This is a genomic window from Rhodococcus sp. ACS1 (genome assembly GCF_002300155.1).
GTDB classification, from domain to species: Bacteria; Actinomycetota; Actinomycetes; order Mycobacteriales; family Mycobacteriaceae; genus Rhodococcus_F; species Rhodococcus_F koreensis.
Genome location: NZ_NSDZ01000008.1, coordinates 177528 through 197021, shown reverse-complemented (window position 1 = coordinate 197021; position 19494 = coordinate 177528). Strand labels below are relative to the sequence as shown.

Sequence of the window (19494 nt, the reverse complement as noted above, 5' to 3'; positions counted from 1 at the left end):
TCTTAGCGGGCAAGCCGAGGCAACACATGCTCGCCGATCCGACGCATCAAGGGGATCGCGATGTCCGTGTCAGGCGGGGAGAGCAGGATGACACCGGCCACTCCGCGCCGATGCCAGGATTCCAGAGACCGGAGGATGTCGTCATCGCTCGAATCGGGTGAGACGACCACCGGCGAGATGATGTCCCGATCGGCCGGGAGCAACGGCCGAAGCTGCGCGAGGATCTCCTCGCCCGCATCGCCCGGGGGCAGAATTGCACCCGATCCGCGGGTCCGAATAATTTCGACGACCGCGGGTGAGGATCCTCCGAGCCAAATCGGGATATCCGATCCTTGGGCCGCGGCGGGGCTGCAGACAAGCTCGGGGAACTGCCAGAACTCGCCCTCGTGGGTGAAGGGCTGACCGGTCCAAGCTTTGCGGAGGATGTCGATCGTCTCGCTCAGCCGGCGAGCTCGCTTGTTCGTCGGCTGACCGAGCACGGTTCCTTCCTCAATCAACCAGCCAGAGCCCAGACCCAATTCCAGACGGCCACCGGAGAGGTGATCCACCGTTGCAGCCTGCTTGGCGAGGGCGAGTGGATGCTGCGTGATGAGCGGGATGACATTTGTACCAAGACGAACGTGAGTGGTGACGGCGGCCACGTAGGATAGGAGGGTCAGCGAGTCCGAATACAGCGTGTCGGCAGGAAAGGGCAGCTTGCTGTCCTTCTGATAGGGGTACCGGCTGGCGTAATCAGTGGGAATGATCGTGTGATGAGGCAACCAGAGCGAGTCGAGTCCGACGGCATCGCAGACTCGCGCGAGCTCCGCGAGAGCGAGAGGGTTCGCCTGCAGCGTGTGCCGCAGGCTGAGCCCGACTTTGAGTGGCTTGGCCGTTGTAGTCATGTAATGCCCTTCGTTGCTGCTGGATTTGAGCCTCGGCGGCATGGAAACCACACGACCTGCGCAACTCGTCAGGTACGCGGGAATCCGCCGATGCGATACGAGGGATCCGACCCATCCCAGCTTCCGGTCGGATAGCCGCGTGCATTGAACGTCTCCGAGTGGAATGCGCTCGCGTCCCCGCTCATCGACCATTCGATGACGACCTCGCGTGCGCTGATCAGCCAGCGGTCGTTGCGCTTGTCGAGCACGTCGAGGTACCGAGCACCGAGTAGCCGTACCGTGGTCCGGTCGCCGGAGGCCAGTCCGGCAAGAACGTATGACTCCGCCTCGGCACTGTCCCCGTCGATGCGGCAATTATGTGTCGTGATGTTGTGCGTGTGCGCCCGCGACGACGAGGCGTGGCCCTCGTTCAACTTGCGCGCAATTCCGGGAACACCATCGACAATCTTGCCGTATCGAACGACGGCGTCCGGATGGAAGGCGCTAGCCAGCAGTTCCACATCATGGCGGTCGAGGCCCCGCGCTGCGCGGTGAATGCAATCGAGGATCTGCTGTCGCGCGAGCAGTTGGCTGAGCTCGGCGCGAAGATGTTCGAGCTCCCCTACCGCGGCCTCAGGCATTTCGCGCGGAGAGATCGACCATACAAGCGGAGTCGGTCCCGAATACACGGTGGAAACGCCCGCCCCCGATGAATCCGGCAATCACCAGACCCAGGTCGACGAGTTCGGGATCGGAGAAGCTCGCATGCAGCCGGTCCCAGAACACCTCATCGTCATGGAGCGCGATGTGGTCGAGAGCGAATCGTTCAGCGAATTCGATTGCGAGCCAATCCCGTTCGCTGAACGGAGACTGATCCTCACGCCAGGTTGTGACTGCCTCGTAGAAGGACTCCGGAATTCCTGCGTCGCCTTCCTCTTCACCAGGGGCACCTCGCCGAGACTGACACAAGTTGCAGTCGTTGATCAGCGCGATGCGGTAACGAGCGGCTTCGAACTCACGACCGGAGAGCCGCGCGTGTGTGCGTGCAGCCCCGTTAAATGCGACGAGGTCATCCCATATCCGTGGGGATAGAGCTCCCGCCGCCGCCGCGAGGTTGTCGGTGTCCGGCAGATCGAGTCTCAACATACTTACTCCTTCTCAACTGCGACCGTGATCCTCAGCGACGGTGGCGCGCGCCCACATACGTCAACGCGAGCTCTGCGTTGACGTCACGTCTCACACCTTCACGCCCGCCAGGATTTTCCGGACGGCGCGCAGGGCGGTCGTGCCTGCCAGCGAGAGTGATCCGCCGTAGCCCTCGAAGTTGACGCCACCGCAGTCTGCGCCCGTGGCGTAGAGCCCTTCGATGGGCTCACCGACCTCCGAAAGCACCTGCGCGTTCGTATCTATGGCGATGCCCGGGTACGGGACCGTGATGGATGGCTCGACGAAGAGCGCACGGAAGGGCGCACTGCCGTGGTCGGCAGGCAGGACCGGAGGCGCGAAACCGTTCTCCTTGGCAAACTCGGCGACCGCCTCGGGTGTCTCGCACAGCTTTCCGAGCGCTCCGAGCATGAGCGACTTTTCGAATGAGTCGATCGGCTGGACAGGCTTCGAGGCCGGCACACGGGTGTTGATGTCTTCGTCCCAAACGAGCAGGCCGGTGGAATCCGGCTGGCTCAGCAGCGCCAGCGAGTTGATGTGGTCGCCGCGTTTCTCGTCGGTGAATCGTTCTCCGTCGCGGTTGTAGAGCCAGCAGGCCCAGCTACGTAGGTTGCTGTAGGTGTGCCATGCGTCGCTGTGCTCGGCGAGTTCGACGTTCTTGCCCACGAGGTGTCCGTAGAAGCCACCCTCCCGCACAATGCGCGCGCCAACCGCCCTGGCGAGGTCCAGTCCGTCGCCACGGACCGTCTCTGCAGCGCGCGCACGCAGCGTCGCACCGGCCGGCCCGAAGAACTCCTCGAGGTGTTTCTGCGACTGCGCGAATCCACCGGTAGAGAGCACCGTCGCGGAGGCTCGCACCTCGACCTCGAGGGAGTCGTCGAGAATGACCGCGCCCACCACTCGACCCGACTCCACGATCAGCCGGTCGGTGACGGCGCCGTAGACGATCTGTCCACCGGCCTTCTCGACCTCGCGGATAGCGCGCGCGAAGTAGGTGCCCAGATCGGCCTCGTGCCCCCAACCGTCGAGCACAGGGATGAGAGGCGTCGTAACTCCGCTCACGTCCTCGAGATGCGAGATGAGGTTCTCGAACTCGTCATAGATGATGGACTGAAGCTCCCGGTTTCCCTTGGGGTCCTCGGCCGCATACTCCTCCATCGAGCCGAATCGCCAAACGAAACCTGACGAAAGCATCGAGGTGCCGCCACTGGTTGCAGCACGCTCGACGACAAGGACGCTGGCCCCTCCCTTGGCTGCGACCGATGCTGCGGTGAGCCCGGCCATCCCTGCCCCAAGCACCAATACGTCCACTTCCAACAGTTCCCGTTCGGACACTGTGCACCTCTCCTCGGCGTCACGCTCTCTGCAACAGTCACGTCCAGGGCCGATGCGCGAGCTGCCACTGATTGCGGTGGAATCGCTGTTCATCATCGAAATCGTGGGCCGCCCGGATCGACGAGCGCGCTGTCCTTCGAGCAAATTATGAAACTAATTGCGAATATATCGAAACTATTACCGTAAAGATAGAGGTCACTGGCGATTTTCGTCAACCGCCAGCACCTGAGCGGATCCGCTGACGCGAATTCGCACCGGATCGAGTGGCGCGCCAACCGGATAGTTCCCGCCGAACACCTCGACACCGTCCTCATGCAGCCGGGCTGGGAGCTCGGGCCAGTACCAGGCCCCCGCGTCCCACACCGCTGGGCCTGGCCTCAACCGGGCGATCCGCACACGCGCGTCGTGCGAGCCCGTACCCGCGATGCTCAACACGGCATCCGCACCGTCGAACTCCACCCAGGGATCCACGATCGGCACCGAGAGGAAGCCTTGGTGCGCAACGAAGTACACTGAACCGGTGAAGCGCAGCGTGCCCTTGCCCTGAGCGAAGGGCACTGCGTTCCCCTGCTCGGCGGCGGGCGCGAAGAAGAACTCGTCGGAGGCGGAGACTCCCGCACCGTGCCCGACCGCAATTCGGGATCCAGGCGACCGCGCGACGTACACCCGGAAGCTGTGCTTGACCCCCCACAGCAGTCCTAACAGCTGCGTCGGCTCGGCCGTCATCGAACGCGGGTCTCCCGGCTCTCCTGTCTGGCGAGCTCGGAGTCGACGATCTCCTGGCGCGCCATTCGCACGCCCCGTGGGTTGTTCCAGCCCACCACGCCGGTGACTCGTCCGTCGGAGAGCGCCCTGACGAGGAACCGATTGCGTTCCGGCTCATCGTCGATCGTCTCGACGGTTGCTCCGTCGGGGACGGTCCCGTACACCTGAATCTTGACGTCATACTGGTCGGTCCAAAAGTACGCGATGGGGGTGTATTCGAGTTCTTCGCCCAGAATGTTCCGTGCGACCAGCATGCCCTGCTCGGATGCGTTCGTCCGGTTCTCGAATCGCACATGGGCGTCACGGTGCTTGTCATACCAGCGTGCGACATCGCCCGCCGCGTAGACGTCCTCCGCTGCGCGGCAATGCGCGTCGCAGACGACGCCGTCAGCAAGTTCGAGACCGCTCGACTCGAGCCACCCCGTCGCGGGCGACGAGCCGATAGAGACCACCACGGTGTCGGCGGGGATTACCTCATCGCCGACGTCCACGCCAGCGACTCGTCCACCGTCGGCAATGATGTCCCGAACCATCGTCTCCAGGCGGAAGTCGACCCCATGAGACTCATGCAGTGCCCGGATACGGGCACCGAGCGCCTCCCCGACGACGCGTAGCATCGGAGACGGCAATGGATCGACGATCGTGACCTTCGCGCCGAATTTGCGTGCGGTCGCGGCCATCTCGCACCCCAGGACGCCGGCACCGACGATGACGACATCGCGCGCACCCGTGAGCTGCTCGCGCAGCCGGAGGCTGTCAGAGAGGCTGTGCAGGCTCTGCACTCCGTGAATGCCCTCCCAATCGGGCAACTGCCGGGGGCGCAGCCCTGTCGCGATCACCAGCGAGCCGTATTCACTCACGGTCCCGTCGTCGAAGGCCACGGTGTGATCGATTTCGTTCAGCGCGGTCGCCTTGACTCCGAGATCCAATCGCATGTCGAGGGCATCGATGATGTCACTCGAGCGAAGGGCGGCCCGAGCTGGCTCCCATTCACCGGCGAGTACCTGCTTGGATAGCGGCGGGCGATCGTAGGGAGGATGCGGCTCGTCACCGACCATGCGGATGCTGCCTGCGAAGCCCTTGCGGCGGAGGGTCTCAGCAACCGTGAGGCCCGCTGCCGCAGCTCCGACGATGAGGACGTCGCTTCTCATCGTGCGTCTTGATCCGCGAGCCGAATCGCTGCAGCCGGGCATAGGCTGATCGCTGTGAGCACGTCCTCTTGACTGGAGATGGGGGGACGCTCGTCGAGCAACACGACGATGCCGTCGTCGTCACGCTGGTCGAATACGTCCGGTGCCGCGAAGACGCACTGGCCACCTGCGACACATTTGTCCTCGTCGACGACGATATGCAGTTCTTTCATCATTTCTTCTCCTATCTAGGCGACGGGGTCACCATGCCACCGGAAGCGACGCGACACCGTAGATGGGCGCGTCGCGGCGGAATTCGATCTCGGCCATTGGGACCGTTACGCGCAGATTCGGAAACCGCCGGAGCACGGCAGGGATCGCGACCGTCAGCTCGAGTCGAGCCAGGTGCTGTCCGAGGCATTGGTGGATGCCGAAGCCGAAGCCGACGTGTGGCACAGGCTTTCGGAATATGTCCAGCTCGGGCGAGTTCCCGACCAACGCCGGGTCGTTGTTCGCCGCCAGCAACGAGAACGTGATCCGCTCGCCAACCGTGAAGTCGCGTCCCGCGATCGTCGTATCGCGGGTGACCATCCGATGCACTCCCACTGCCAAGGACAAATACCGGAACAGCTCCTCGACCGCCGTACGGATCACCGAGTCGTCATCCCTGACAGCTGCAGCCTGATCCGGGTGCTCCAGAAGGGCGAGAGTCCCGACCGTGATCGCATTCGCCGTCGTCTCGTGACCCGCAATGAGCACGAACATTGCGATACCGACAATCTCCTCGTCGGTGATCTCTCCCTCGTTCTCAGCTAGCAGGGCGCTGATGAGGTCGTCACGAGTCTCGACTGTCGCCTTGGCGTCGACAACGCGCTCGCGCAGGTATTCACGCAGCGCCGCCACCGCTGCGATCGCGGTCTCGGGGGAAGATGAGGTGCTCAGGATGTCGAGAGTCCACTGCTGGAAATCGCGGCTGGCCTCCGTGGGGATTCCAAGGATCTCGCAGATGACCCGAGTGGGCACATGCAGGGCGAACTGCGAGAAGAAGTCCCCCGACCCGAGTGCCTCGAAGCTGTCCAGGCTCTCGTTGACGATCTCCTCGATGCGGGGCCGCAACCGCTGGATGTTCTTCACGGTGAACCACCGACTCACCATCCGGCGAATCCGCGCGTGTTTAGTGCCGTCGTAGTAGATGAAGTACCCCGGAATGCTCGCCAACGTTCCCGGCGTCTCCGCCTCCGAACTCGGCCCCATCACCACGTCGCCGCTGCCCAGGAGCTCACGAACGTCGTCATAGCGTGTAATCGCCGTGACGTCGAAGTGCCCGTATTGAGGGAAGTCGAGGCCTAGCAGCGGTAGCTCCCCCGCCTCACGCACCCTGACGAGTTCGCTATCGGGGGCGAAGCCATGCCCGCGCTCCCGTCGGACCGTCAGAAGGGGACTGAGTCCAGAGGTCATAGGGGTTCTCCGTTTCTTCGTGGGTCGTCGATTTCGAGACAAACGACCCTCGCCGCGAATGCCGTGTGGCCGGTGCGGTTTCGTTTCACAACTCACTTCTCCGAATAACAGGAAAGGTCAGCCTTCGTGGGTGCCGTCCAGCATTGGAACGCGATTTCAAGTCCGTCTATCGCGGGTCGTCGTCCTATGCAGATTCAGTAATCTGAACAAGAGATCACCAACTATACACGCACATGTGGCGATACTACGTATTTAGTTTCGGTTTTTTACTATCTGCACGCTGTTGCGGTGAGGCCTATCAGTTCTCATACTCACGGTCGCTCCAGATCGGCCCCGTGTGCACCGAGTGCCCTCCGTCCACCGGCAGGATCGCACCGTTGACGAACGATGCCTCTTCCGACGCCAGGAATGCAGCAACTGAGGCGATCTCGGACGGTCGCCCGAGCCGGCCGATCGGGACACTGTCGAGCAGGTATTTGCCGCGAGGAGCCATCGCGTCGGCGCTGCCGTAGCTACGGACCACATTCGGCGTCTCGGTGGGACCAGGTGCGATTGCGTTGCACCGCACCCCCAGCGGCCCGTAGTCGAGGGCTATCTGCTTCGTAAGGCCCACCACGCCGTGCTTCGCAGCGGTGTAAGCACCGAGGTGGTGATTTGCCATGAAACCCAGCGTCGATGCCGTGTTGATGACTGCTCCGCATCCACGCTCGACCATCCCGGGAAGCACCGCATGCGCCCCGTGAAACACCGCGTTCAGGTCGACGTTGAGCACGAGATCCCAGTTTTCCCGGCTCATCTCGTGGAGCAGCCCAGCTCGCGTCAGGCCGGCGTTGTTGAGCAACACATCGACACCGCCGTTTCGCTCAGACGCTGCCCCGACGAGCGACGCCCAGTCGGCAGGCTCAGTCACGTCGGTGCCAACGAACGTGATGTCACCGCCCCGCTCGAGCATGTCCGACCACTCATCGGACTTGCCGACGTCCGCAACGAACACTGCGGCACCCTCGCGAGCGAATCTCTCGGTCATGGCGAGACCGATGCCGGAAGCACCGCCGGTCACAATGACGGTCTTGCCCGTAAAGCGACGACCCTCGGTCAAATCCTCATTTGCCATCTGCAGTTCCCTTCTCTGCTGTTCCCGATCCGGTCGGCGTCTTGCCGACTACATTGCGTAGGCTTCCGACACCCTCGACCTCGACGACGACTTCGTCCCCGTCGACGAGGAATGGTCCGTCCGCGCCTTCCTCGAACGCCGTGCCCGCTGGTGTGCCGGACGCGATGATGTCGCCGGCGCGCAACGGGATGAACCCGTGCAGGTGGTCGACGACATCGGCGAAGGAGTAGACCATTTCGCTCGTGCTGCCACTCTGGCGGAGCTTTCCGTTGACGCGCGTCTGGATGTTGAGGTCGTTCTCGTCGAGGTCCTCGTCCACCACAACCCACGGTCCACAGGCGGTTCCGCCTCGGAAGTTCTTCTGCAACACCCAGGTGAGGGGACCCTCGTCGATCCTCGGTGCGCCCGATGAGAAGTACGGGTCGCGCACACTGACGTCGTCGACAGCGACGACACCCCAGACGCGCGGCGTCTCGCCGCCGCGAAGCACGACCCCGACCTCTCCCTCGTAGTCGAGGTACGAGAAACCGGATGGCCGACCGAGCCGTCCGCCGTCGCCGACGACCGTGCGCGGCAGAATCTGGAACCCCCACGGAGGAACGCCCGAGCGCCTGGCCTCGAGGAGCTTCGCAACACGATCCGACGTCGCCACGCCGCCTCCCTCGATTGCGAATTCGGATCGCGCCGCATGCGTGGCGAAGTTCGCGCCGATTGCGAGTACCGCAATCGATGGCGCGGCGAGCGGGGGCGCACCGTCCAGAACGACGTCATAGCCACCTTCCTTCGCCGCCCAGACGAGCAGAGACTCGACTGCCGCCCTCGCCTTGTCCCATCCGTCGATGAGTGACGTCCAGTCAGCGTCCGCCGTAGGCAACAGCCCTGTGAGGATGCTCGACGCGCTTGGATCGTGCGCACTGAACGCGGTCACCGCACCATGGAGGTCGATGAACCGATCCTCCTGCGCTACGGCGGTTTTGCCGGATTGCAATCGTGCGAACCTCAACCCTTCACCTCTCCTGATCGTGCTGACTGTTTCTGGCCGACAAGGCGAGACGATGACCGCCCCGCTTGATCCCTGATCCGGGCAAGCGCGTCGGCGGCCGCGCGAGCACGATCGACGTACGACATCCCGGCGAACGCTGGTGAGGGCACTTCGACGTACTGCGTCGCAGCAGGCATGGCTCGCACCAGATCGACCAACGGCAGCCCGCCCTCCCCCGGGAGGAGCCGGGCGCTCCGGGCCTCGTATGCCAGTGCCTCCGCCGTCGGTTCGGCGAGAGTCCGCGGCGCATCACAGAGATGCACGATCGGATAGAGATCGGGGCGCAGTCGCACTAACTCTGCGACGTCGCTCGGCGTGCCGCCCGTGCGCGCGAGATGCAACGCGTCGACCACGACGACTGCCGCCGGGTCCTGGAGCCGCTCCACCATTCGGTGAGCTTTGTGCAGCGAGTTCACGGCGGTGTACGAAGTGAACTCCAGGGCGACGGTGAGACCGTGGGGTGCAGCCAGCCGACAGAGTGCGGCCAGATGATCGGTGGCGCGCTCTTCGTCCCAGTCGCTGCACATTGTATTGACGAATCTCGCGCAGACCCGCGCGCCGAACTCCAGGACGGGCTCCAGGCGGGCCACCTCGAGATCTGGATGGATATCCACGAACTCGATGTCCGCCACCCCTACGCGTGCTGAGTTGATAGCACCGCCCATGTCCAACGGGATCCGACTGACGGCGTCGGGGCGGGTCCCCACCGGCACCGCTCGCAGCGTCACGGCCTCAAAGCCCGCCTCCGCCGCCGCCGCAATCGACTCCGAAGGGGATGCGCCAGCAACCGTCAGATAGGACAGGACGGACGTGCCGGATCCGCAGCTCATCGGCGGCGCTGCCCGGTCTGGCAGTCTGCGTTCGGCAGCTTCGCGGCGACGGTCAGGTCGACGGGGATTGACACGCTCGTCGATTCGGACACCACGGCCTCGGTCGAGGAGGCAAGTGAATGCTCCAGATCGGGGTGGGCGATCCGGACGTACACAACGGTTGTGGACAACGCAAACTCCTTCGCAATGTCGTATGACGTCAGGCTATTACGAAATTTAGATTCTGTAAATGCGAATAGGTTTTCTCCTTTCTGCATCTGGTCTAGGAGCGCCGCGCAGCACCTGACGACACTCGCATTGCTCTGGATACCGCACTTCCCTCGTCTGCCCTATGACATCCGTTTCATAGGCCGACATCGAGGTGCAGATCCGCTGTGCGCGCACTGCAGGTAGATCTCGGCGCGTCGCGTCCGAGCCCAAACTGAAGAATTCGCCGGTAATGTCATCGCGATGCTGGGCACGCCCAGGTCGGAGCTCAAATACGGATATGACGGCCCTCGAGGCCGATGACAGTCGTCACCTTCCAGGGTGGACGTGCCCGAGGCAGTCTACGACTGGCCGCTGGGCCGCTGGGCCGCGTCACCTTAGGAGACTCAGCGTAGCCGGATCTGGATCGATGCCCTACATTGAATCTGCGTACGTGAAAACAGAAATCAATTCGAAGCATGTTCCGGTGCTTCCCGGATGACTCCGGCTGCCTGATTGAACAAGTCCGCCGAGTGCAAGGAGATATCGACGATGGAGTACACCAACATCAGCTGCGAGGTCACGGGCGCGGTCGCTCGTGTCGAACTGCGCCGCTCCCCGGTCAACGCACTTGGCCAAGCCGCGTACCGTGAACTCGCGCATGTGTTCCAGCACATCGATGACGTCGCCCCCGGTGCCCGCGTCGTCGTCTTGTCAAGCCAGGGCGATCACTTCTGCGCCGGAAACGACCTGCAAGAGTTCACAGAGCTTGCACCGGACAACGCCGCTGAGCGGATGCTCGAGGTGCGCGAGGCCTTCTTTGCGATCTCGCGTTGTCCGCTCCCCGTCATCGGCGCTGTGCAGGGTGCCGCACTCGGCTCCGGAATCGCGCTTGCAGCCTCCTGCGACTTTGTGATCGCCTCCGACGACGCGCGCTTCGGCGTGCCAGAATTGAACGTAGGTGTACTAGGAGGCGCCCGCCATCTGTCCCGCCTCGTGCCCGAGCCTGTGCTGCGATGGATGTACTTCACGAGCGACCCGGTACCGGTCACGCGTCTGGTGTCATACGGGGCCCTCATCACAGTGGTCGATCGAAGTCGACTGCGCGAGGAAGTGTTGAAACTCGCCACCCATGTGGCACGCCATAGCGCCTCGAGTCTGCGGTACGCCAAGCAGGCGCTCAACATGATTGAACCGATGCCTCTCGAGGAGGGCTACGTGTACGAGCAGGGACTGACCGTGGAGTTCTGCGCGCATCCCGATTCGAGAGAAGCGATCAACGCAGTCGTCGAGAGGCGGGAACCAAGGTATGCCCACCTCACCTGACCCGACAACCGGCGCCGTCCCGCCGAGGTGATGGTAGTGATGGCGGGAGGGTCGGCCGGCGATCGCCCTCGCCGAAAGAATGGCCCCGCTGCGGGTCGGTCCGGCGGCCCGGCCCCGCGTCCACCAGGGCGCCGGCCTTCACCGATCGACTGATGTGCGTGTGCTGAGTTTCGTTGTGCGGTTGCGATTAGGTGACGGGCGTGGGTGATCGTCCGACCTCTCGAGGCGGTTTGTTCCACAAGCTTTTCCCGTCGAGACCGGGCAGGTGTCGCGGGCGTTACGCGATGATCGGCTGAGTGCGGCCGAAGGTTCTGTCGAACTGGTTGCGCCACACCTTTCCCATCGTGGCCAGAGAACAAATGGCCGGCGAGCGGACCCGAGCAGTAATGCGCTCGCCGCCCTGCTCCGGATCACCGACCTTGGAATCGATGCGCGCAAAGCGCTGACGCGCAGACAGATTGATGTGTCGACGGGTGGCGGTACGACTGACAAAGACGAATCCGCGCCCTCGATACCGAGTTGATCGACAACAGAAGGCACTCGATTCTGCCGTAACCGCGATCGAACCGGAACTGTCTAAGGTTGAACCGGCGCTGACCACTCTCGTCCTCGCCCGGATCCGCCCCACCGCGACACCCGCGGGTATGTTGCCCGCCGCTGCGATGGTCGAAGACCAAGGAGTGCGTTGCCTGACGAGGGATCACCCGGCAGATGTTCCGACCACTGACCGCTGCACGCCCGGACCCCGGCATGACTTGACGGATGGAGAAGCATCCTGGACGAGGTGGAGACTTCGTTCAGGCCGCCTCCGGGACCGAGGCGACGGTGAGGCTGTTCACGGTAGCGCGTGCGAAGGCGCGACCGGTGCGGGTGTGCCGTCGCCAGAACTGCACCGCCGCACCGATCTTCGCCACAAAGTCCTTGCTGATCGCGGGCAGGACCGCACTGAGTGCGCTGACGTCAGGTGACCGCGGGCGGCACGGCGACGGGTGTCCTGGGCGTTAGCTTTTGCCTACCCCCGATCGGTAGTTCGCTTATGCGCCGACCATCCAGAGACGGAGGCGAATCAGGCAAAACCCGAGGAGGTCGCCGCGGTGGAAGAGATCGTGGAGCAGCTCGAGAGCTCGACGGTCATTTTGATCACGGAATACCGTCGTCGTTCCGTCGTCAAGGCCCGAGCCGCGACCTTCGCTCGGCGCCTGGCTGCCGGAGTCAAAGTGGTGGCCGAAAGTAGTGAGCTCCTGGAGCGGGTCGAGTATCTACCGACGGCGCCGCGATCAACGGCACCGTCGTCCGGAGCGACGCACCGGCCCTACTGTCAGTTCCCGACCGCCTCGATCTCGCCCAGGTAGAGGTTGAGACCCGCGACCGGTTGCAACGGGACCTCTTTGTAGACCGTTACCTTTCCTGCCCACGTCGGGTGTGCGAGACCGCCATCCGCACCGCCGACCATGGAGTCGATGACTAGGGGGCTCCCGTCACCGTCCAGCACCGGCTCGATCCCTCTGGCTCGCGTCTCCCGGACCGCCTTGTCAAGATTCTCGACGCCGTAGATCAGCGCGAAGAATCCTTCACCGTGCTCCTTCAGATGGTCAGCGATAAATCCATGGTCGCCCGTAGGCGCCAGCAATTCGACACCAGCCGAGACAGACTGGACCTGGATGATGCCGAAGCGCTCGAATTCCGTCGGACCGTCCCAATCAGTGATCCCCAACGCCGCGCTGAGCTCCGCCTGTGCGGCGTCGAGATTCTCTTTCCGGTAGATGAACACGACGTGATCGATAACGTTCGTGCGCTTTCCCATGGTGTTCCTCCTGGAGGTTGGTTGGCTGTCGTTGGTCGCACGCGGTTTGTCCGGGGTGCGGCCCCAGACCTCCGACGCGCACGCCGCGCGCGCGTCGGCGATCGGCGATCGGGGCCGCGTGGCAGCGGTGTCGGACACTTCATTCGATGAACCTAATGTCCCAGACACCGGAGAAGTCGTGGCCGTCGGCGCACACCCTGCCGCACTTCGTTAACGACCATCCGGGAACGAGATTCATCGGCATCGGTCGTGGTGAACGAGTATTTCTTGAATCCGTCCTAGACCGCGCCCACGGGGTCGCTTTGGAACTCGATGCCCTCGTAGCCCTTGGCAGCGACCTCGTCGCAGATGCCTCGGTACACACCGAGCCCGGCGACGTACAGCATCAGGCCGCGTGGTTTACCTTCGACATTCGCGCCGACGTACCACGAGTCGGCACGCGGAAAGAGTGTCGCGTCACCGACCTCGGCGACATGCGCCATCCACTTCTCCTGCGCTTCGTGGCTGGCCTCCACCGTCGCGCGACCACGCTCACGCATGTCGACGAGCAGGTCTGCGACCCAGTCGACGTGCTGCTCGATCGAGGTGTACATGTTCGCAAGCACCGAAACGGAGCCGGGACCAGTGAGGATGTACATATTCGGGAAGTCGGCCGCGAGTAAGCCCAGGTACGCATTCGGGCCATTGGCCCATGCTTCCTTGATTGTCATGCCTGCGCGCCCGCGCAAGTCGATGTTGTTCAGCGCACCGGTGATCGCATCGAAACCGATGGCGAAGACGATCATGTCGAACTCGAGTTCCTGCCCGTCACGGAGCCGGACACCCTTCTCGGTGAAAGTGTCGATCGGATTCTCGCGGACCGATACCAGCGAGACGTTGTCCCGGTTGAACGTCTCGTAGTAGTCCGTGCCGAGGCACGGACGCTTGGCACCGAACGGATAAGTGTTGGGGCACAGCAGGTCCGCCACTTGCGGGTCGTCCACGATAGAGCGGATCTTCTCGCGCACGAATTCCGCCACGACCTCGTTCGCCTTCTCATCGACGAGGACGTCGGTGTACAGGTTCATGAGAGGTGCGACCCCGCCTTCCTGCCAGCACGCTTCCAGCCGACGCTGGACGTTCTCCGGCTCGTCGGCAAGCAGGCTTATGGTCGGCAACTCGATGGGTACGCCGAACGGCATGGTCTTCGCTAACGCGCGATGCTCCGGATAACGCGCCTTCATTGCTGTCTGGAATTCGGGGTCCATCGGTCGGTTCTTGGCCGGGAGCGTAAACGCCGGCGTCCGCTGAAGGACCGTCAGATGCCCGGCCTGCTCGGCCGCGATTGGGATCAGCTGCACACCCGTCGAGCCGGTGCCGACTACCGCAACCCGCTTGCCGGAGAAATCGACGCCTTCGGTCGGGAAACCGGAGGTCATGTACCACTCGCCTTTGAACTCGTCCAAGCCCTTGAAGTCCTGGCGCGGATCCTTCGTCGCCGAAATCGTGCCCGACGCCATCACAAGATGCTGGGCGGTGTGTACCTGCCCGTCGTCCGTCGTTACGTTCCAGCGTGCCCGCTCTTCATCGAAGTGCGCTGCCACAACGCGGGTCGAGAACTTGATATCGCGGCGCATGTCAAACCGGTCGGCGACGTGGTTGAGGTACCGCTCGACCTCCGGCTGGCCCGGCCACCGCTCGGTCCATTCCCACTCCTGTTGCAGCTCGTCGGAGAAGCCATACGAGTACTCGAGGCTCTCGACGTCGACGCGACAACCCGGATACGTGTTCCAGTACCAGGTGCCCCCGACTCCTTCACCCGCTTCGAACACCTGTGTCGAGAACCCGCGCTCACGCAGCGTGTGTAACGAGTACAAGCCAGCGATACCAGCCCCAACGACAATCGCATCAAAATCATCGGCCATCTCTTATTGCTCCTCGTGTTCGGTATCGCCCGGTTCTCTGATCGGACGATCGCTACTTCAGGTAGACGTGCTCGTGCCCTGTGGCTGGGACCACACAGGTCCAGATTAAGTGAACCGCATCACGGCTTCTTCGAAGCATAGGCTTGATATTCCGAATGTCAATGCTGATTTATGATGTGCCCATCCCAGATGACACGCTCGACAAGGAGCCCCGACTCGCTCGGGCACAGCGCCAGGGTCACACTGCGTAAACGATCGAAATTCGCCGGCTGGGCCGGGCCCTATCGCGAATCTGTTGACGCGAGTTCGAGCAACGAGCCGGCCTCGTGGAAGAAGACCCGGAACTCGGCGACTTTGCCCTCACGAAGAATCGAGAGTTCGGTCAGCATGATCCGCTCCCCGGTCGCGATCTGATTCGAGCTCAGAATTGCAAAGACATGGTCCTCGTCGGCGACGAGGCGATCGATCGTCAGGGAGTTCATGTCGAGGTAGCCGGCTATGACCCCGAAGACCTCTCTCACGGCCCCGGCGCCCCGGTATGTCCCGCCGTAAGGCAGATAAGCAGGCTCGGTGAGCACCACGTCATCGGCAACGTGGCCGAAGAACGTCTCGAGTTCACCACGCTGTCCGGCCTCGTACATCTCAGTGACGATTCTGCGGTTGGTCTCGGTTACGGACATTCAAGGCTCTCTTTCGATTCATTTTCCTGGGTTGACGAGGTCGTCGATCCGCACGATTATCCGGACCAGGCGACGGTTGTTCGCGATAGCGGCCTTCTCTGAACGCAATTCGTCGACGTCGAGTCGTATATGCAACCGCCTCGAACAACTCGTTTTCGAGGAGCTGGATGTCGAGGTGATCGCGCCGACCCCTGGCCTTCCCGTTCGCCAAGCTGCGAGCGACGCTGCCGCTCGTCGCCGAGGGGTTCCGACGCGGGAGTGAGTCTGTCGCCGGCGGCAGCATGGTCGACGCGAGCTGCGCTTCGCTCGGCGGCCGGTCCCGTCTGCGACGACGACACCGACACCCGCGAGAAGTCCAGACATCAAGCGCGACTTCATGTCAGGTGGCGACCGCGGCCCGTGCGCCGCTGCGGCGCGGCTCTCGATCGATCGCTGCGGCCGCGCGATAAGCAAAGGCCATCATCGGCCCAATCGTCGCTCCCGGCCCCCAGTACGTGTTCCCGGAGACCGAGGCTACGCAGTTGCCGACGCCGTATAGGCCTGGAATCGGCTGATCGAGATCGTCGACCATCTGCGAGTCGGCGTTGACCTTCGGACCACCCTTGGTGTCCATCGCGCAGGCGCAGATCATCACCGCGTAATAGGGGCCGGTCTCCGAGATCGGCCATACCGTCGGGTTACGCCGCTCGCCCTCGTCCTTTACATTGCCGTTGAACACCAGCTGGATCGGCGTCTCGCCGCGATGGAAATCGGGATCCACCCCTTCGGAAGCACCGCGGTTGAATCGCTCGATTGTTTCGCGCAGCCCTGCGGTGAAACCATCGGCCAACCGCAGGCAACCGGTAACGCTCTCGTATTGGGCCAGCCGCGCGTCGATCGCGCCGCCCAATTCCTCGAGCGTCTGACCCCTGATGACACCGTCATCGTTCGACACGATCGTGGTGAGATAGTTGCCCGCGCTGTGCTCCTGCGCGCGCGAGTCCCAGATCTGGAACATCACCAGGTTCGGGTACTCTGCCGTGATTGGATCTCGGTAGAAGAATGCCCGCGAGAGCTCGTTGTACGGCAGCTTTTCATTGACCACTCGCTGACCCTCGCGATTGACGAGCACCATCGAATCACCCTGGATCCCGGCCATCGCCATCACCCGCGGATCGCGCTTGGCAACGGGCTCAAACGGTATCGGTGCCATCCACGCGTTGCTCATGTTGCGCATCGGCACTCCGAGGGCACCAGCGATACGGACGAGATCACCCTCGTTCGAGTGAACTCCGCAACCTGCGAACGCCGGAACGTGCAGGCTGTTCTCGCGCAGCTCGTCGTCGTGCACGAAGCCGCCGCTGGCAAACACGACGCCACGACGCGCGAAGTAGGTCGGCGCCGATCCATCCGACCCCGTGCCCTGCACTCCGACTACCTCTTCGCCATCGAGCACGAGCCGCTGCACGCGACAGCCGCGAACGATTTGTACGCCCGCCTCGTCGGCCGCGGGCACCAGCATCGAAAATCCCGCCTCCCCACCCTGCGCGAAATCATCGACGTCGGGAAACAGAACCCGGCCCGCGGGCAGTTTGTTCTCCGGGACCTCTGTGAAGTACTCGACCATGCCCTCCGCAGGGCGATGTCGCAACGCTCCCTTTTCATGAAGCAATTCGACTGCTTCGGCACCGCTGTCATAGATCGCCTGAATTAGATCGAAGTCCCACTCGCTCAGCCCATAGGTGGGACTGTTGGGGTCGAACCGCTGGGGACGCGACATCTTTGCCATGAACTGCAAGCATTCGTCGCGTCGATCCTCGAGCCCCGCGCGCTGCAACGCCTTGTTGTTGGCCACCCAGAATCCAAACGCGGACTTGCGCGTCGTACCGCCGACATCCGCAGCCTTCTCCAGCAGGAGCACCTCGTTTCCTCGCCAGGCCGAGAACAGCGCGGTCGCAAAGCCACTTCCACCCCCGCCGACCACGATCACATCCACCTCAGCCGCAAACGAGCCCAAATCTGCAGCCTGTACCGGCCGAGCGCTTTCCCTCCTCGCGAAGTCGTCGGGCGGTGGTGTGTAGAAGTCGCCCGCTGCGAAGCCCGTGGTCCCACCACCATCCGAGATTGGCGTTCCACTGTTACGGGATGAATCTACCGTTTTAGACATACTGACTCCGATCATGTCGCAACGCTGCTGACAGTATTCGAAATTCAGGTCGAACATATCGAAGTAGATCCCGATTATCTAGACCAATCTATTCGAACAAGCATTCGAAAGTTGCTGAATTGTCATCGCGCACCACGCACTCTCGGCCGCTCCCGTTCGACGACTGAACCCCCTGCCCGGCCGCCACTACGTGCGAGGCGGCGAGAGCCTGGAAACGCTGCGGTGATCACGTAGCGCCTAAGCAGAGCGAACGCGACAAGGCGGGAGAGTCAGCATGGGTACGTCGACCCTCGACAAGGAGCTCCGACTCGTGCGGACGCAGGAGCGGCAGGGTCACACTGGTGCGCAAATAGCTCGACCCAACGTCGCCACTGGAGCTCGAAGCCTCGGTCAGCCAGTCGATGCGCGCCGCTATACACGGCCGAAGGCTCTAGTTTTGATGGGCAGAACCATGAAAATCGGGAACCTGTTTCGAAATTTGAACATGTCGTCTACTCTTTCCGCAGAACATCACCCCCACTTTTCTACAGCTTTCCCGAAGCCCGGCACGGCGATGAGCCCTCGCACGACTCGTGATAGCTCAGTTCCTTAAGGAGTTCACTGTGGCTGTACGCCCATACACGATCGCTGTCCCCGAAGAGGTCCTCGTCGATCTCAAAGAGCGGCTCGCACGCACGCGCTGGCCGGAAAAGATCGAAGGCGCTGGCTGGGATTACGGCACCGACGTTGCGTACCTTCGCGAGCTATGCGACCACTGGGCGCACCGCTACGACTGGCGGGACTGGGAGCGACGCCTGAACAGCATCCCGGGCTACGTTTGCGAGGTCGACGGCGTCGACCTGCACTTCTGGCATGTGCGCGGTACCGGACCGAACCCGACGCCGCTACTGCTCTTGCACGGCTGGCCCGGCTCGATCGTCGAGTTTCTGGAGCTGATCGGCCCGTTGACTGATCCCGCGGCACACGGTGGGGATCCCGCTGACTCGTTCGATGTCGTCGTGCCCGAACTGCCGGGCTTCGGCTTCAGCGGCGCTCCGCGCACCGCGGGATGGAGCTTGTCGCACATCGCTTCCGTGTTCAATTCGCTGATGGTCGACCAGCTGGGATACGACCGCTATGCGGTCCAGGGCGGCGACTTCGGGGGTCTGATCGCCTCGCGGATGGGCGCCTACCACTCCGAGTCGGTGCTCGGCATCCACCTGAACTTGATCATGGGGACGCCCCCCGCAGAGCCTGGACCGGAGGATCTCGAACATCTCGAGCGCTACAGCCGGTTCAGCGAAAGGGCCCTGGGTTACTTGCAGGTGCAGAACACCACTCCTGACTCCTTGATGATCGCGCAGAGTGACTCGCCAGCGGGACTCGCCTCATGGATCATCGAGAAGTTCCGCAGTTGGAGCGACTGTGGCGGAGACATCGAGAGCTCGTTCAGCAAGGACCTGCTGCTCACCAACCTGATGTTCTACTGGGCCCCGAACAGTGCCGCGAGCGCGGCTCGGCTTTACTACGAGACCAGCCGAGCCGAGGACTGGTACCTCAAGGCTCGTGTCGAGCTTCCGGTCGCCTACGCAGAATTCCCTCACGAGAACTTCGTCCCGCCGCGGACCTGGGTCGACACTCAATACGACATCGCCCGCTGGACCACGATGCCCAGCGGCGGGCATTTCGCAGCACTCGAAGAGCCCCACCTGCTACTCGACGACGTGCGGACGTTCTTCCGATCACTTCGCTGACTGCGTGGACTCGT

18 protein-coding genes and 1 pseudogene are annotated in these 19494 nt (G+C 63.0%); 3 read left to right on the top strand and 16 right to left on the bottom strand.

Annotated elements, in window-relative coordinates:
* Nucleotides 1-2 precede the first annotated feature (2 nt).
* The 12 genes from CJ179_RS35270 to CJ179_RS51625 all read right to left on the bottom strand — a co-directional run bounded on the left by CJ179_RS35270 (nucleotide 3) and on the right by CJ179_RS51625 (nucleotide 9871).
* Nucleotides 3-926 (bottom strand): TIGR03619 family F420-dependent LLM class oxidoreductase, encoded by a 924-nt coding sequence (locus tag CJ179_RS35270; protein ID WP_218834872.1) that lies wholly within the window; start codon nucleotides 924-926, stop codon nucleotides 3-5.
* Between the two features lie 26 nt (nucleotides 927-952).
* On the bottom strand, nucleotides 953-1504 hold the full coding sequence (locus CJ179_RS35265) for a nuclear transport factor 2 family protein (protein WP_095864466.1): 552 nt from the start codon (nucleotides 1502-1504) through the stop codon (nucleotides 953-955).
* On the bottom strand, nucleotides 1497-2009 hold the full coding sequence (locus CJ179_RS35260; protein ID WP_095864465.1) for a carboxymuconolactone decarboxylase family protein: 513 nt from the start codon (nucleotides 2007-2009) through the stop codon (nucleotides 1497-1499). Before CJ179_RS35260 ends, CJ179_RS35265 begins: the two co-directional genes overlap by 8 nt.
* Nucleotides 2010-2099: 90 nt before the next feature.
* Nucleotides 2100-3362, bottom strand: a complete 1263-nt coding sequence (locus tag CJ179_RS35255) for an FAD-dependent oxidoreductase (protein ID WP_179377756.1) — start codon at nucleotides 3360-3362, stop codon at nucleotides 2100-2102.
* A gap of 195 nt (nucleotides 3363-3557) precedes the next feature.
* A complete protein-coding gene (locus tag CJ179_RS35250; protein WP_095864463.1) occupies nucleotides 3558-4088 on the bottom strand; it encodes an HtaA domain-containing protein in 531 nt (176 codons plus the stop codon).
* Entirely contained in the window at nucleotides 4085-5278 is a 1194-nt protein-coding gene (locus tag CJ179_RS35245; protein ID WP_095864462.1) for an NAD(P)/FAD-dependent oxidoreductase, read from the bottom strand. Before CJ179_RS35245 ends, CJ179_RS35250 begins: the two co-directional genes overlap by 4 nt.
* Complete coding sequence (locus CJ179_RS35240; protein WP_095864805.1) at nucleotides 5275-5481, bottom strand: ferredoxin; 207 nt, start codon at nucleotides 5479-5481, stop codon at nucleotides 5275-5277. Before CJ179_RS35240 ends, CJ179_RS35245 begins: the two co-directional genes overlap by 4 nt.
* 37 nt (nucleotides 5482-5518) lie before the next feature.
* Nucleotides 5519-6715 carry a cytochrome P450 gene (locus CJ179_RS35235; RefSeq protein ID WP_095864461.1) on the bottom strand — a complete coding sequence of 399 codons (1197 nt, stop codon included), beginning with the start codon at nucleotides 6713-6715 and terminating at the stop codon, nucleotides 5519-5521.
* Nucleotides 6716-7013: 298 nt separating this feature from the next.
* Nucleotides 7014-7829 (bottom strand): SDR family NAD(P)-dependent oxidoreductase, encoded by an 816-nt coding sequence (locus CJ179_RS35230; RefSeq protein ID WP_095864460.1) that lies wholly within the window; start codon nucleotides 7827-7829, stop codon nucleotides 7014-7016.
* The gene (locus tag CJ179_RS35225; RefSeq protein WP_179377755.1) at nucleotides 7819-8817 is read right to left on the bottom strand and encodes a fumarylacetoacetate hydrolase family protein; all 999 of its coding nucleotides are present in this window, start codon (nucleotides 8815-8817) and stop codon (nucleotides 7819-7821) included. Before CJ179_RS35225 ends, CJ179_RS35230 begins: the two co-directional genes overlap by 11 nt.
* An 11-nt stretch (nucleotides 8818-8828) precedes the next feature.
* On the bottom strand, nucleotides 8829-9701 hold the full coding sequence (locus CJ179_RS35220; protein ID WP_095864458.1) for a sugar phosphate isomerase/epimerase: 873 nt from the start codon (nucleotides 9699-9701) through the stop codon (nucleotides 8829-8831).
* On the bottom strand, nucleotides 9698-9871 hold the full coding sequence (locus CJ179_RS51625; RefSeq protein WP_179377753.1) for a hypothetical protein: 174 nt from the start codon (nucleotides 9869-9871) through the stop codon (nucleotides 9698-9700). Before CJ179_RS51625 ends, CJ179_RS35220 begins: the two co-directional genes overlap by 4 nt.
* A 568-nt stretch (nucleotides 9872-10439) precedes the next feature.
* On the opposite strand from CJ179_RS51625, the gene CJ179_RS35215 reads away from it, so the two are divergent.
* Nucleotides 10440-11213: an enoyl-CoA hydratase-related protein gene (locus CJ179_RS35215; RefSeq protein WP_179377752.1), complete on the top strand. Its 774-nt coding sequence runs from the start codon at nucleotides 10440-10442 to the stop codon at nucleotides 11211-11213.
* Nucleotides 11214-11560: 347 nt separating this feature from the next.
* Nucleotides 11561-11673: pseudogene (locus tag CJ179_RS54175) on the top strand (IS110 family transposase); the annotation flags it as partial.
* Nucleotides 11674-12531: 858 nt separating this feature from the next.
* On the opposite strand, the gene CJ179_RS35210 reads toward CJ179_RS54175, so the two are convergent.
* From CJ179_RS35210 to CJ179_RS35190, 4 genes are all read right to left on the bottom strand, one after another.
* Nucleotides 12532-13017, bottom strand: coding sequence for a VOC family protein (locus CJ179_RS35210; RefSeq protein ID WP_095864457.1), 486 nt, complete (start codon nucleotides 13015-13017; stop codon nucleotides 12532-12534).
* 278 nt (nucleotides 13018-13295) lie between these two features.
* Nucleotides 13296-14921 (bottom strand): NAD(P)/FAD-dependent oxidoreductase, encoded by a 1626-nt coding sequence (locus tag CJ179_RS35200; protein ID WP_095864456.1) that lies wholly within the window; start codon nucleotides 14919-14921, stop codon nucleotides 13296-13298.
* Nucleotides 14922-15202: 281 nt separating this feature from the next.
* Entirely contained in the window at nucleotides 15203-15601 is a 399-nt protein-coding gene (locus CJ179_RS35195) for a nuclear transport factor 2 family protein (protein WP_061700110.1), read from the bottom strand.
* A gap of 379 nt (nucleotides 15602-15980) precedes the next feature.
* Nucleotides 15981-17804: an FAD-dependent oxidoreductase gene (locus tag CJ179_RS35190; RefSeq protein ID WP_218834870.1), complete on the bottom strand. Its 1824-nt coding sequence runs from the start codon at nucleotides 17802-17804 to the stop codon at nucleotides 15981-15983.
* A gap of 545 nt (nucleotides 17805-18349) precedes the next feature.
* Here CJ179_RS35190 and CJ179_RS35185 point away from each other — a divergent pair.
* Nucleotides 18350-19480 carry an epoxide hydrolase family protein gene (locus tag CJ179_RS35185; protein ID WP_095864455.1) on the top strand — a complete coding sequence of 377 codons (1131 nt, stop codon included), beginning with the start codon at nucleotides 18350-18352 and terminating at the stop codon, nucleotides 19478-19480.
* Nucleotides 19481-19494 lie beyond the last annotated feature (14 nt).

What these genes read in the sequence shown, in the direction of transcription:
- CJ179_RS35270 (WP_218834872.1), bottom strand. Translation starts at nt 926, where the DNA reads ATGCCGCCGAGGCTCAAATCCAGCAGCAACGAAGGGCATTACATGACT.
- CJ179_RS35265 (WP_095864466.1), bottom strand. Translation starts at nt 1,504, where the DNA reads ATGCCTGAGGCCGCGGTAGGGGAGCTCGAACATCTTCGCGCCGAGCTC.
- CJ179_RS35260 (WP_095864465.1), bottom strand. Translation starts at nt 2,009, where the DNA reads ATGTTGAGACTCGATCTGCCGGACACCGACAACCTCGCGGCGGCGGCG.
- CJ179_RS35250 (WP_095864463.1), bottom strand. Translation starts at nt 4,088, where the DNA reads ATGACGGCCGAGCCGACGCAGCTGTTAGGACTGCTGTGGGGGGTCAAG.
- CJ179_RS35245 (WP_095864462.1), bottom strand. Translation starts at nt 5,278, where the DNA reads ATGAGAAGCGACGTCCTCATCGTCGGAGCTGCGGCAGCGGGCCTCACG.
- CJ179_RS35235 (WP_095864461.1), bottom strand. Translation starts at nt 6,715, where the DNA reads ATGACCTCTGGACTCAGTCCCCTTCTGACGGTCCGACGGGAGCGCGGG.
- CJ179_RS35230 (WP_095864460.1), bottom strand. Translation starts at nt 7,829, where the DNA reads ATGGCAAATGAGGATTTGACCGAGGGTCGTCGCTTTACGGGCAAGACC.
- CJ179_RS35220 (WP_095864458.1), bottom strand. Translation starts at nt 9,701, where the DNA reads ATGAGCTGCGGATCCGGCACGTCCGTCCTGTCCTATCTGACGGTTGCT.
- CJ179_RS35215 (WP_179377752.1), top strand. Translation starts at nt 10,440, where the DNA reads ATGGAGTACACCAACATCAGCTGCGAGGTCACGGGCGCGGTCGCTCGT.
- CJ179_RS35210 (WP_095864457.1), bottom strand. Translation starts at nt 13,017, where the DNA reads ATGGGAAAGCGCACGAACGTTATCGATCACGTCGTGTTCATCTACCGG.
- CJ179_RS35200 (WP_095864456.1), bottom strand. Translation starts at nt 14,921, where the DNA reads ATGGCCGATGATTTTGATGCGATTGTCGTTGGGGCTGGTATCGCTGGC.
- CJ179_RS35195 (WP_061700110.1), bottom strand. Translation starts at nt 15,601, where the DNA reads ATGTCCGTAACCGAGACCAACCGCAGAATCGTCACTGAGATGTACGAG.
- CJ179_RS35190 (WP_218834870.1), bottom strand. Translation starts at nt 17,804, where the DNA reads ATGTTCGACCTGAATTTCGAATACTGTCAGCAGCGTTGCGACATGATC.